This is a genomic window from Siansivirga zeaxanthinifaciens CC-SAMT-1 (genome assembly GCF_000941055.1).
In the GTDB taxonomy this organism is placed as follows: Bacteria; Bacteroidota; Bacteroidia; order Flavobacteriales; family Flavobacteriaceae; genus Siansivirga; species Siansivirga zeaxanthinifaciens.
Genome location: NZ_CP007202.1, coordinates 2,541,339 through 2,553,878 on the forward strand (window position 1 = coordinate 2,541,339; position 12,540 = coordinate 2,553,878).

A 12,540-nucleotide genomic window follows, 5' to 3' on the forward strand; every position below is an offset into this window, starting at 1 on the left:
CAATTATGAAATTTACAAGAAAAGCAAGTGCCTTATGGGAAGGTTCAGGAAAAGATGGTCACGGAAAATTAACTACAGGTAGCAAAGTTTTAGAGAACACATCATATTCTTTTCATACAAGATTTGAAAATGGTGAAAAAGGAACAAATCCTGAAGAATTAATTGGTGCTGCCCATGCAGGTTGTTTTGCTATGCAATTAAGTTTTTTATTAAATGAATCAGATTTTACTGCAACTTCTTTAGACGTGAATGCTGTGGTAACTTTCGAGGATGGTAGCATAAAACAAGTAACATTAAATCTAGAAGGTAAAGTACCTGGTATTGAAGTTACACAGTTCAATGAAATAGCAAACAAAGCCAAAGAAATTTGTCCGATTTCAAAATTATTAAACACAGAAATCGTTCTTAATGCGCGCTTAATTAGCTAAATATTAAATATACATTTTTATTAAAAAGCAGTAAATTTCGAAATTTACTGCTTTTTTTTATCTCATTGGCATGATAATTATCATCTAATTCCCTAGGATATAAGCTTACATTTATTATTCTAATTAATAGAAATTATAATGAACGATATTAAGATTTTAGGAACAGGCTGTGCCAAATGCCTTGCCATGACACAAGTTGTAGAAGTTGTTTTGAATGAAAATAATATAGAAGCCACTGTTGAAAAGGTTGAAGACATCGTTAAAATTATGAACTTTAATGTAATGTCTACACCTGCATTAGTTGTTAACGGAACCATTGCTATAAAAGGAAAAGTTCCTACTAAAGAAGAAGTTCTCGAAGTTTTAAATCGTTAACCATGTTTGGTTGGTTAGAGCAATTAGCAGACGGGTTAGTCTACCAAGTTTTTAAGTTAGATGCAAACGACCACCTAGCAGAAGCTTTACACTTTTTTATTTACGATAGTATTAAAATAATACTGCTATTAATTCTAGTCATATTTTTCATGGGCTTGGTGAATAGCTTTTTTCCTGTCGAGCGGGTTAAAAATTATTTAACATCGCACAATCTTTTCGGGTTTGAATACCTTTTTGCCAGTCTTTTTGGTGTGGTTACTCCGTTTTGTTCTTGTTCGTCGGTACCCTTATTTATAGGCTTTGTTAGGGGTGGCATATCATTAGGCGTTACTTTTACTTTTTTAATTACATCCCCATTAGTAAACGAGGTAGCCATTGGATTGTTTATTGGGCTTTTCGGAATAAAAACGACTTTAATTTATGTTTCTACAGGAATTCTATTAGGAACCATTTCTGGATTTATTTTACAAAAATTAAAGCTAGAAAGCTTGTTAACCCCATGGGTACAGGATTTAATGAAAGAAGACAGGAATTTAGACAATCATTTTCTTCCTGTTAAAATATCTTTTTCAAAACGATTAAAAAGCATTTTTAAGGAAGCTTTAATCATTATTAAAGGGGTTTTACCGTTTGTTATTATTGGTATTGCTATGGGTAGTTTTATGCATGGTTACATACCAGAAGGCTTTTTTGAAACTTACCTCCAAAAGGATAATTGGTTTGCTGTGCCTATAGCCACCTTATTAGCAGTTCCTATGTACTCAAATGCTTCTGGTATGTTGCCTGTTTTACAAGTGTTAGTTAGCAAGGGTGTTCCGTTAGGAACTGCTATTGCTTTTATGATGGGGGTTGTGGGCTTATCACTTCCTGAGGCCATGCTCTTAAAAAAAGTAATGTCTTTTAAACTGATAGCTATATTTTTTAGCGTTGTTAGTATTTGTATTATTATTTCGGGATATCTCTTTAATATCTTTTTATAACAGATTACTTATTTTCAGCATGACTATACCTTTTTTTAATTTGAGCGCCATGCTTACTCCAATTATAAAGCGGACCAGCAATGCCAATAAACATGATTAATATCGCCAAAGTAAAAATATGAGATGCCGATGTAAACGTATCTCCAGACATGAAAATACTTAAAATAAGTAAAACCGATATAGGTAAAGACAATGCCAGAACAGATAATGCAAACCCCGAGTTAAATGTTTTTTTATTATCGGCTACATCAATTTCTTTAGCATCGATGCTCGATATGTGAGCAAACGGCCAGAAACTACAGGCGCTTAATCCAAAGGCAAGCATTAATAAAATATCATTTTTTACAGGAAAATTTACAAAAGAAACGATAATGCCAATTAATAAAAGTGATATGCCATATTTAAGCATCAATAATGAAAAAATTTGTCCGAATTGTTTTCTCTTAATAGATACCGCCAAACCAATAAAAAGTAATACTAAAGGCGTCATGATACCACTTAAACGATTTAAATTGTCTTGCAAAAATTCAGGCAAATCTAAAAGTGTAATTTTAAATGAAACTAAAATTAAGGCCAAAATAATTAAAACATTTACAGGTTCTAATACCAAAACCTTAGCCAAAGATTTTAGCTTTTTTTGTAAAGGTTCTTGTGCTGATTTTTGATTTTTATAAAACCATTGTATGGCAATTAAATAAAGAATAAATAAAACAAAAAATTTATTCCCTAAATCGCCCATAGCTGCTTTTGCCAAATACGATTCTCCTAAAAATTCTAAAATAAAAGGAAAACAAGACAAACCAGGCGCCAGTGAGGGTATTAATAATTTAGCAGTATTAACAGTCGACTTATTTGTAATACCTAAAATGATTAATAGGGCGGGTGTAATAAGATATAGAAAAACGTTAAAAGCCAGAACCAAAAAAGGTAATAAAACAAAACTGGTATTAAGCTCTATTTTTAATAAAGCGATAAAAATAGTCGCTGGTAGAGCCAACAACAAAATTATTTTTTTAATACCGTTTATTTCCTCCTTAACTCGGAATTTGTTTTTTAATAAAACACCAATACATATAAATAGAATAAAGGAAATGGCTTTAATGAGACCGTCTGACATTATGCGAAAATTTCATCCATAGCCATCGTAAATAATGCCATTTCTTCCATGGTTCCCATACTTACTCTACACCAGTTTTTATCCCAAAAAGTAAAGGCTCTCACAGCTACTTGCTTCTCATAAATTTTATCTAAAAATTCTTTTCCATCCATTGGAATTTCAAATATTATGAAGTTGGTTTGAGACGGTAAAAAAGCAAAGTTATTTTTAGTTAAATAAGCTTGAGTATAAGCTCTGGCTTCGGCTATTTTAGTTTTAGACATCGTTAAAAACTCATCATGTTGTAAGCTGGTAGTAGCTGCCATTATTGAAGGTCCTGTTAACCCCATACCGCCACGTGTTACGCGATTAATACTTTCTATGGTTGCTTCGCTTCCTAATAAATAACCAATTCGTAAACCGGCCATACCATGTATTTTTGAAAACGTTCTTGCGATCATCACATTTTTACCCGCACTCACTAAATCGACCATACTATCTTTAATACCATTGTCTGATAATTCAATATAAGCTTCGTCTACAAACACAGGAACTTTCTCAGACACTCTGCTACAAAACTCTTTTAATTTTTTAGCATCGGTTATCGAGCCTGTCGGGTTGTTAGGATTACAAATGTATACTAACTTTGTATTTGCGTCGATGCCAGCTTCCATAGCATCTAAATCGTGTTGTGAATCGGGTAAAAGTTTGTAGGATTTCCATTTTCCGCCTACAGACTGCGATACTTGCATAAGAGACATATAACTTGGATCGGCACTAATAACATCGCCTCCTTTTTGAAAAAATACCATGGCTACTTTTTCTAAAACATCGGACGAGCCAGGTGCCATAAGTATTTGTTCGGGTGTTACATTTTCTTTTTTAGCAATAATATTTACCAAATTTGTTAAGGTTTCCCAAGCGTAGCGGTTACCAGAAAACACATCGTCTTGAAAAGCTTTAGCCGCTAATGGTGGTGGCCCGTAAGGATTTTCGTTAGCTCTTAAAATAGCTTTTAATTTCGGGTCAAATAAACTAGGAGGTGTAAATTCGTTAAAACAATTGTCGGTACTAAATACTAAATTTCTATTTTCTAACTGTGCTAATTTTACAGATTCGGCCCAAATTTCAGACGGCATCATAGCCATACCTGCTAAAGTTAATGTGCCACGCTTAAGCCAATGTCTTCTACTAATGTGTGTGTTTTTCATGGTTGCAATTTTAGTTTTAAGCTTAAATTTATAATTTATTTTACATTTTTTATGTTAAAACATTAAAAAGAATGAAAATAACACATAGATTTAGCTGTTTTAGCAATATTCTTCTATCAAACATACTTAAAATTGAATCGCTTTTTTGATTAATATCTAACCATTATAGATAATAATTCAACTAAAATATTCATTTATTATACTTTAATTTGCATGCAAAAGTTAGCTAGATTATGACATTAAAATATTTTTTAACCCTTTCAATAAGTTTATTAATTATACCTTCTTTTAATGCTCAAATTACTGGGAAGATATTAGATGCTACAGATAATTATCCTTTAGAATATGCAACAGCAGCCTTATTTAAACAAGACGATAAATCGCTTGTTACTGGCGTAATTACAAATAATCAAGGTGACTTTATAATTAACAATGTAAAAAACGGACGTTATTACTTGGAAGCCTCGTTTGTTGGTTATGCTTCAAAAACCATATTAAATATTGAAATTTCTAAAGCAAAGAAGCAAATTGATGTTGGCACTATATTATTAACGTTGGGTAATGCCTTAAATGAAGTTGAAATTCGGGCGCAACGTACTACCATGGTACATAAAATAGACAGACAAGTTTTCGATTCTAAAAATTTTCAGGCGTCGCAAGGTGGCACTGCTACCGATATTATAAAAAACTTACCATCTGTAAGTGTAAATAGTGCTGGTGAAATAAGTGTTAGAGGCAGCAAAGGTTTTGCAGTTTTAATAAACGGTAAACCAACACAGGGCGATGCTACTGCTATTTTAGCACAATTACCATCGAATGCTCTGGAAAAAGTAGAGTTAATTACGGCGCCATCGGCTAAGTACGATCCCGAAGGTAAAGCAGGTATTATAAATATCATAACTAAAAAGGGAGCAACCAACGGCGTTTTTACACAAGTTAATGTTCGTGGTGGTTTTCCATCCATTGAGCCTTATAACACGCAAGAACCTGCTCAACGATATGGTATAGACGCCACAATAAATAAAAAAACAGACCTATGGAATATTTCCTTCGGAAGTAGTTACCAAAGAAATGATAAAACCGGCCGTCGAGAAGGGGAGGTTTACATTGTTAATACCAATGAAAATAAAACTACTTTTTTACCATCTGATGGTGAGCGTAGCTTTGATGATGTAAGCTACAACGCCCGATTTAATATCGATTTCACACCAAATACAACCAACGAATTTTCATTAGGCTTTTTTGCAGGTAAACACACCGTCGATCGTTTAGCAGATATCACATACTTCGATAATCATGCAGTATCGCCCATTAATAGTTCCAACCGATTATATACGTTCACCTATTATAATCACAATTTAAGAACCCGTAAAGGCGATTTCGCTTTAGGAAGTTTTGATTATAACCACACCTTTAAAGACGATTCAAAATTAGCGACTTCTATTTTATATGAATACACGTTTTTAGGAGGTCCAACTATAAATGACAACGTAGATACGCCCGATTACAACATTATTTATCAACAGGAGTATAACACCAACGATAATCCGTTACACGGGGTGCGTTATAATTTAGATTATCAATGGAAACCTTTTTCTTTTGGGACTTTAGAAACTGGCTACCAATTTAGAATATTAAATCATGATGGTGATTTTGTTTACCAACGCGATGGTATTTTAGTTCCCGAATTTTCTAGTAATATTTCCTTAAAAAGAACCATTCATGCGGGTTACACCCAATTAACCGGCGAAAAAAACAAATGGCATTACTCAGCAGGTTTACGACTGGAGTCGATGCATCGCGTTTATACAGAAGCCTTGCAAAGCAATACCACTGCAAACACGTTTAATTACGATTTTTTAAAACTATTTCCATCGGCATCGCTTCAATATGATGTAAATAATAAAACAACACTAAAAGCAGCCTATAGCAAACGTGTAGAACGAACAACCACTTTAAAAATGAACAGTTTTGCCGAACGTGAGCATTCTGAGGTATTTGAACAAGGTGATAACAAATTAAAACCCGAATTTATAGATTTGGTTGAATTAGGAATTACTAAAGATTTCAATAACGGCCAATCGGTTTATGCCACCGCTTACTACCGTCATGTAAACAACGTTATAAACCGAGTAAATACCTTGGCTTACGAAAGCAATGGCGCGGTAATAGATACGATATTAAATAGGGTATATTCTAATGTTGGAAAAAGTCGCGACATAGGCTTAGAATTAGGTACGCAATTTAAAGCTACAAAAAACTGGACTAACTTTATTGGAGCCAATATTTATAATTATGCTATTGATGGTGCCTTTGTTTTTGAACATCGCGATGGAATTTCAAGAACTTATAATGTAGATAGCCAATCTACCATTTACTCGTTTAATATAAATTCAACCTATGCTTTTTGGAAAAATGCATCGTTGCAATTTAACTTTAATTATACTTCAAGTAAAAACACTGCTATTGGAGAAGATTCTGAGTTTTACAATCCGAATCTAACCTTTAAAAAATCATTTTTAAATAACAGTCTTACAGCTACTTTACAATGGCAAAATATAGATATGGGATTCTTAAAAAGTAACGAGCAGCGTATAACAACCTTTAAACCTAATCAGTTTTTTACAACCACCAATTATGTTTATGAGGTTGATATGATACTTTTAAACCTAACTTATACCATTAACAAGTCTAAAAACAAATCGAAATTTATAGAAAGTGAATTTGGTAAGCGTGAGTTTTAAACACTTACCACCAAACAATAAAACACTTTTTAATAACACCTTGGGGTGTTTTAATCCAACACAGCGGTGCAATTTCTTTCGTCATAAAGCCCTCGATAACGTTTTTACTTTCTGAAAACGATAGCCAAGAAACCTGACTATGCGGTGTGATTAACCAGTTTATTTTAGAGGGTATGTACCATTTACAATCGCTAAAAACATGGATGTCTTTAAAATGCAAGTAGAAACCCGATATACAGTCGGCGTTTAAAAGTTGCATAGTTACATTGGGGTTGTTATAAGGCAGAAATAACTGTGCTTTAAATAAAACGTATTGTTTAATGATTTCTGGATGTAATTGATACGCTTCTAAAACAGGTTTTGTGTGCGTACTATGCAATAAGGGTAATTGGTGGTTGGTAAGCTTTTGTAACTTTTTAACTAAATGGTCCTTTCGGTTTGGACCAATCCAGTGGTCGAGTTCTGTTTGGCCTTCATTAGCATCATACAAATAAAACTTATAGACAATTTCTAAATGTATAGGGGTTTTATCTTGAAGCAACACACAATCTAACTCACCAACCGTTATTTTATTATTTTGAATTTGAATATTTTCCGCTAGGATAGATATACGTTCATGTTGCTTTAATTCTGCACTAACAAAGCGTTCCACACGTTTTCCTAAACGCAATGGATTGGGTAGGGGCTCATTAAAAGCAAAGGATGCTTGCCTTGGTAATTCAAATGGAGTAAGACCATTTAGAGATTTCCCTTTCCAGAGTAAAGGTGTTTTTAAATAGCCTTCAAATTGTAATTGCGTGTCTTTTTCGTTTTTATGCATGGTTTTGCAAAGCTAATTACAAAACATAAATAGACTTAAATTTTACTTAAAAATTCATCGTAGTAATCGAAATGAATTAATTTGCACTACCCTAAAAAAATCATTACTTTAATAAAACATTTAAAAGCCTTACAAATGAAACCCTTACATACCGTTTTTGCCCTTATGTTATTTGTTTTTTCATGTAGTTCATCAAAAAACATGGTAACTCCCGAACAAACAGCAGCGTTAGAAACCTTAGTTAACAGTAAACAATTTAAAATAGAATCGTTGTGGGCCTACCCGCAAACAACCATAGCATTACAGCGTGTGCTTGATACAGGTTTGTTACCACCTGGTAGCACATCGGGGAATATTAGTTTAATTGGCAATTATAACTTTTTAAAAATTTCAGGCGATAGTATTACTTCCAGCTTGCCCTATTATGGCGAACGCAGAATGCAGGTGGGCTATGGCGGCACCGATAGCACAATTGAATTTAAAGGACTCGTTGAGAATTATTCAACAAAAAAAAATAAGAATAATACCATTGCTGTTATGTTTAAAGCCAAAAGTAATAACGAAATGTTTGATGTTTATATACAACTATCGCCTAATTTAAAAAGCGATATGGTTATAAATGGCATGGGAAGAAATGTAATCCGATATTCTGGCAATCTGCTCCCCTTAGAAGACCAGAAGAAATAGATGGTTTTTAATCGGTTAAAATGAACCTTAAAAGTGATGCTAATGCCATTTAACGTAAATATCGTGCGTTTATAAGTTTTTTATGTTTTATAAGCTATAAACATTTAATTTTAAAATGTTTACAAACAATAATGTCATGAAAAACTTAATATTACCACTAATTGTTTTTTGTTTTATAACAACATCTCAAATAGAAGCCCAGGATTTGGCAAGTGCTGAAAATACCAGTACTTTAAATTATAAAAAACGCCATGCCATATACGATTACAAAGAAGTAAGGCTTAACAATACCGATACCGTACCCGAGTTTGAAACCAAAGCTAACAAACTAAAAATAACAGGTACGATATACCAAAATGATGGCAAAACACCTGCTCGCGATGTGATACTTTTTATCCATCAGCCCGATGAAACTGGTAACTACACATTAAAAAAAGATGCTTTAAAAAAACGTTATGTATATCATAGAGCCTGGATAAAAACAGACGCAGATGGTGCCTATACGTTTTACACCTTTATTCCCGGAAGCATCGAACATTCTAACGATTTTAAACAAATTCACCGAAGCATTAAAGTACCTGGTAAACCTGAATTTAATTTGGATTCTTATTTCTTTAACGACGACCCTTTAATTCCAAATTTATCTCTTTCATGTCGTGCTAATTTTGTAAAAAGCATGCTTAAACCCGAAAAAGTAGGGGATATGTATGTTGCTAAAATGGATATTAAATTACCAAAAGCCGCTGTTGAGGTTAATTACAAGTAATTTTGTTAAACCTAGCGCAAAGGTTTTTTAATACTGCTTTGGTAAAAGTGATTATCGAACACAACTTTCTTTATAAATACAAACGATTCGTGATAATCTTCGTTAGGCAGGTTAAAAATATCATGTCCTCTGTATTTGTAACTATAAAGCATAAAACTGGTATCGAGATACTCTAATTTTTCTGCAATTTTTTTAGAGCCTTCTAAAATAAAAAATCCGTTTGATAACGTGTCGCAGGAGTGGTGCGCGCCTTTATCATAAGGTACCACAGGATCTTCTTCTCCATGGTAAAATACCCCAGGCACACTGTTATGAAAGGCTATATCCTTTGTGTCGAAAAGTGCCCCAGAAATAGAAACTACTCCAGCAATTTTTATAGATTTATGGCGTTTACTGTTAGTAATTAAATCCCTGTTATAGGCAATATTTAAAATAGTCTCGGCACCTGCGCTGCTTCCTGTTAACACAATTTTACTGTCGTCTATTCTAAAATCGGTTTTATAGTCTGTTAAAAATAATAAGGCATCTAAAACATCTTTGGCGCTGTTTTTATAAATTTCAAAAACGGCAGTATGTGGTGTATGGCAGGTTAAATCGTTATGATCGTGAATTAATCTATAATCGATGGAAGCCACAACATAGCCTTTTTTTGCGATGGTTTCGGCTAAAGAAATCATATAACTGTCGTTACGCTGTCCCGAGTAAAAACCGCCACCATGCACCAAAACCATTAGAGGTTTTTTGCTTAGAGTATCATCTACAGCATCGTAAATATCCAGCTTTAAAGTGTCTGTTTTTTTTATAGCATAATTAAAGGTTCTAAGTTTTATATCTTTAAATATGTTATCTACATAACGGGTTTGAGCTTTAGCTACAACCGTTATTAAAATAAAAACAAAAGCAGACATTATATTTCGCATAGCCAAAAAATGAATAGGTTAATTAGTTGCTAAAGTAAAATAATTTTCGAATTAATTAGCTGGTATTATTGTGTTTAGAAACGACTTATTTTTAAATAGAAAATGTCTATAGTTTCTGCTTTATCATTTAAAAAATTTCCTTTACATTATATATATTATTGAAATGCCTTTCGAGGTGTTTAGAATTATTATTTAATGCAAAAAGAATTATAAATTTTATGTCGAAAAGTATCAGTATTAATCCTGCTAATGAAGAAAAAATAGCTGAATACCAACGCATTTCGTTGGATGAAGCAGAACAAAAAATAAATATAGCCCATGCCGCTTTTAAAACATGGCGCAGTTGGTCGTTTAAAAAACGCGCGACTTTATTTAAAAACCTAGCTTCTATTTTAGAAGAAAACAAAGAAGAATATGCCCAGTTAATGACTGCCGAAATGGGTAAAATTATTGGGCAATCGCGCAAAGAAATTGAAAAATGTGCCCTTGTGTGTCGGTATTATGCCGATCATGCCAGTAGCATGTTAGCAAATAAAACCGTGAACACCGAAGCCTCTAAAAGCTATGTTACGTTTCAACCGTTGGGCGTTATTTTAGCGGTTATGCCTTGGAATTTTCCGTTTTATCAAGTAATTCGATTTGCTGCGCCCTCCCTAATGGCTGGAAACGTTGGAGTGTTAAAACACGCCTCGAATGTTCAAGGCTGTGCTTATGCTATTGAAGAAGCCTTTGAAAAAGCAGGCTTTCCAGCAGGTTGTTTTAGCAATCTTAATTTAAGTTCCGATAGTGTTGAAAGCGTTATTAAAAACAAACACATTGTTGCAGTTACTTTAACAGGTAGCGAACCTGCAGGGCGCTCGGTTGCAGCTATTGCTGGTAAAAATTTAAAGAAAACCGTTATGGAACTTGGTGGGAGTGATGCCTATATTGTTTTAGATGATGCCGATTTAGAAAAAGCCACCGATTTAGCAACCTTTGGTCGTTTACAAAACAACGGACAAACCTGTATTGCTGCCAAACGCTTTATTGTATTAGAAGCTATTTATGATGCTTTTCTGGAACGTTATAAAACGAAAATGGCAGCAGCTATGATGGGCGAGCCAACAGATGATGCCACGTATTACGGTCCTTTAGCGCGTATAGATTTACGAGACGATTTGCACGAACAAGTAACAAAAACCATTACACAAGGTGGTCGTTTGGTTTTAGGTGGTACTATACCAGATCGAAAAGGCGCCTATTATCCGGCAACTATTTTAGCCGATTTAAAACCTGGAATGACTGGCTTCGATGAAGAACTCTTTGGTCCGGTTGCATCGGTTATTAAAGCTAAAGATGAACAAGAGGCCATCAATTTAGCAAACCATTCTAATTTTGGATTAGGTTCGGGAGTGATTACAAGCAATAAAGAACGAGGCGAAGCCATTGCCTTGCAATTGGAAGCAGGAAATAGTTTTGTGAATAAATTAGTGGCATCAGATCCCAGAATGCCGTTTGGAGGTATTAAAAACAGTGGGTATGGAAGAGAGCTTTCTGGTTATGGCATTCGAGAATTTGTAAACACCAAAAGTATTTGGATAAACTAATCGAAATGGAGCCGGTAAAATAATTCCATTTTAAAAACAGCACCGTCTTTAAAACGGGTATTCAATTGGGTTCGGTTATCACCGAAATAAAATGCGGTAAGCGCAAAATCTATTTTATCGTTTGCATCAAAAACCTTATAATTACGGCTTATAGCATATCCAATTTTTGTGTTTAAATACAACGATTTACTTAACTGAAATCTTAAATAACTTATTAATTCGTTTGATGTTTTAGATACGTAAGCACTATTTGAATTATTCATTTTATTATGAAGATTATAAGTCGTGCCCAAGCCATCAAAACGTAAACCAACCCATGATTTTGGAGCGATTTTATAATTAATATCGCCAGTGATTGGTAGGTTTAAATTGGCTTCAAATGTCTTATTCTTACTTACATAATACATGCCAAGTATGGGAACTATAATTAATCCGTATTGCTCGGTATTGGCATAAATGCCGTATCTGTATTTTAAATCTGATCGCTTTTTATTGGTAAATAGAGCTAAAAAAGCCCATTGCATATCGTTGTTTGAAAACCTAATAACATTGGCAGCCGATTTTGAAAACACCATAAACGTGGCAGACCATGCCTCATTAAACGTTCTGTTAATCCCTACATTTAAACCAATAACATTTAAGGCTTCTTTTGAAGCCAAAACGTCTAATTTTACGTTGGTTTGGTTTGCATAAAGCCCCGTAAGCAACACCGTTTTATCGTTTAAAACTACAGGAAAATTAAGTTCGAAAGCCAGTTCTTCAACCGTTGTTGAAGCTTCAGAATTTTCAAATTTATTAGGAAATGTATTGGTATAGGTTGCATTAACAACATCAAAGTAATTTTGTGAGAACCCTTCAAATAAAATAAAACTAAATACTATAATTAATAAATACTTCATTTATAATATTTTAACAGCTTCAATATAG

The 12,540-nt window shown here is 33.6% G+C and carries 12 protein-coding genes; 7 read left to right on the forward strand and 5 right to left on the reverse strand.

The features are described 5' to 3' along the window. Positions 1–5 precede the first annotated feature (5 nt). The 3 genes from AW14_RS11425 to AW14_RS11435 all read left to right on the forward strand — a co-directional run bounded on the left by AW14_RS11425 (position 6) and on the right by AW14_RS11435 (position 1,783). The gene (locus tag AW14_RS11425; RefSeq protein WP_044638930.1) at positions 6–428 is read left to right on the forward strand and encodes an OsmC family protein; all 423 of its coding nucleotides are present in this window, start codon (positions 6–8) and stop codon (positions 426–428) included. A 138-nt stretch (positions 429–566) separates the two neighbouring features. After that, positions 567–803 carry a thioredoxin family protein gene (locus tag AW14_RS11430; RefSeq protein ID WP_044638931.1) on the forward strand — a complete coding sequence of 79 codons (237 nt, stop codon included), beginning with the start codon at positions 567–569 and terminating at the stop codon, positions 801–803. A gap of 2 nt (positions 804–805) precedes the next feature. Continuing rightward, positions 806–1,783 carry a permease gene (locus AW14_RS11435; protein WP_044638932.1) on the forward strand — a complete coding sequence of 326 codons (978 nt, stop codon included), beginning with the start codon at positions 806–808 and terminating at the stop codon, positions 1,781–1,783. Between the two features lie 4 nt (positions 1,784–1,787). Here AW14_RS11435 and AW14_RS11440 read toward each other — a convergent pair whose 3' ends face one another. Then, on the reverse strand, positions 1,788–2,900 hold the full coding sequence (locus tag AW14_RS11440) for an AEC family transporter (protein WP_044638933.1): 1,113 nt from the start codon (positions 2,898–2,900) through the stop codon (positions 1,788–1,790). Then, positions 2,900–4,090, reverse strand: a complete 1,191-nt coding sequence (locus tag AW14_RS11445; protein ID WP_044638934.1) for a pyridoxal phosphate-dependent aminotransferase — start codon at positions 4,088–4,090, stop codon at positions 2,900–2,902. Before AW14_RS11445 ends, AW14_RS11440 begins: the two co-directional genes overlap by 1 nt. Positions 4,091–4,323: 233 nt before the next feature. Here AW14_RS11445 and AW14_RS11450 point away from each other — a divergent pair, with 233 nt between their 5' ends. Then, positions 4,324–6,834 carry an outer membrane beta-barrel family protein gene (locus tag AW14_RS11450; RefSeq protein ID WP_044638935.1) on the forward strand — a complete coding sequence of 837 codons (2,511 nt, stop codon included), beginning with the start codon at positions 4,324–4,326 and terminating at the stop codon, positions 6,832–6,834. A 4-nt stretch (positions 6,835–6,838) separates the two neighbouring features. Here AW14_RS11450 and AW14_RS11455 read toward each other — a convergent pair whose 3' ends face one another. Beyond that, positions 6,839–7,654 carry a DUF1853 family protein gene (locus AW14_RS11455; protein WP_044638936.1) on the reverse strand — a complete coding sequence of 272 codons (816 nt, stop codon included), beginning with the start codon at positions 7,652–7,654 and terminating at the stop codon, positions 6,839–6,841. 135 nt (positions 7,655–7,789) lie between these two features. Between AW14_RS11455 and AW14_RS11460 the strand changes: the two genes are divergently transcribed. Further along, on the forward strand, positions 7,790–8,341 hold the full coding sequence (locus AW14_RS11460) for a DUF4251 domain-containing protein (protein WP_154662153.1): 552 nt from the start codon (positions 7,790–7,792) through the stop codon (positions 8,339–8,341). Positions 8,342–8,477: 136 nt separating this feature from the next. Beyond that, complete coding sequence (locus tag AW14_RS11465) at positions 8,478–9,107, forward strand: hypothetical protein (protein ID WP_044639624.1); 630 nt, start codon at positions 8,478–8,480, stop codon at positions 9,105–9,107. An 11-nt stretch (positions 9,108–9,118) separates the two neighbouring features. Here the strand turns inward: AW14_RS11465 and AW14_RS11470 are convergent, their stop codons facing one another. After that, complete coding sequence (locus tag AW14_RS11470) at positions 9,119–10,027, reverse strand: alpha/beta hydrolase (protein ID WP_052647490.1); 909 nt, start codon at positions 10,025–10,027, stop codon at positions 9,119–9,121. Between the two features lie 218 nt (positions 10,028–10,245). Between AW14_RS11470 and AW14_RS11475 the strand changes: the two genes are divergently transcribed. Beyond that, complete coding sequence (locus AW14_RS11475) at positions 10,246–11,613, forward strand: NAD-dependent succinate-semialdehyde dehydrogenase (protein ID WP_044638938.1); 1,368 nt, start codon at positions 10,246–10,248, stop codon at positions 11,611–11,613. Here AW14_RS11475 and AW14_RS11480 read toward each other — a convergent pair. Then, the gene (locus tag AW14_RS11480) at positions 11,610–12,512 is read right to left on the reverse strand and encodes a DUF6268 family outer membrane beta-barrel protein (RefSeq protein ID WP_044638939.1); all 903 of its coding nucleotides are present in this window, start codon (positions 12,510–12,512) and stop codon (positions 11,610–11,612) included. The two genes, AW14_RS11475 and AW14_RS11480, sit on opposite strands and share 4 nt — an antisense overlap. Between the last annotated feature and the right edge of the window lie 28 nt (positions 12,513–12,540).

Excerpts from the sequence above, each read along its gene's own strand:
- AW14_RS11435 (WP_044638932.1), top strand. The coding sequence starts at position 806 with ATGTTTGGTTGGTTAGAGCAATTAGCAGACGGGTTAGTCTACCAAGTT.
- AW14_RS11480 (WP_044638939.1), bottom strand. The coding sequence starts at position 12,512 with ATGAAGTATTTATTAATTATAGTATTTAGTTTTATTTTATTTGAAGGG.
- AW14_RS11455 (WP_044638936.1), bottom strand. The coding sequence starts at position 7,654 with ATGCATAAAAACGAAAAAGACACGCAATTACAATTTGAAGGCTATTTA.
- AW14_RS11475 (WP_044638938.1), top strand. The coding sequence starts at position 10,246 with ATGTCGAAAAGTATCAGTATTAATCCTGCTAATGAAGAAAAAATAGCT.
- AW14_RS11425 (WP_044638930.1), top strand. The coding sequence starts at position 6 with ATGAAATTTACAAGAAAAGCAAGTGCCTTATGGGAAGGTTCAGGAAAA.
- AW14_RS11445 (WP_044638934.1), bottom strand. The coding sequence starts at position 4,090 with ATGAAAAACACACACATTAGTAGAAGACATTGGCTTAAGCGTGGCACA.
- AW14_RS11460 (WP_154662153.1), top strand. The coding sequence starts at position 7,790 with ATGAAACCCTTACATACCGTTTTTGCCCTTATGTTATTTGTTTTTTCA.
- AW14_RS11430 (WP_044638931.1), top strand. The coding sequence starts at position 567 with ATGAACGATATTAAGATTTTAGGAACAGGCTGTGCCAAATGCCTTGCC.
- AW14_RS11440 (WP_044638933.1), bottom strand. The coding sequence starts at position 2,900 with ATGTCAGACGGTCTCATTAAAGCCATTTCCTTTATTCTATTTATATGT.
- AW14_RS11470 (WP_052647490.1), bottom strand. The coding sequence starts at position 10,027 with ATGCGAAATATAATGTCTGCTTTTGTTTTTATTTTAATAACGGTTGTA.
- AW14_RS11450 (WP_044638935.1), top strand. The coding sequence starts at position 4,324 with ATGACATTAAAATATTTTTTAACCCTTTCAATAAGTTTATTAATTATA.
- AW14_RS11465 (WP_044639624.1), top strand. The coding sequence starts at position 8,478 with ATGAAAAACTTAATATTACCACTAATTGTTTTTTGTTTTATAACAACA.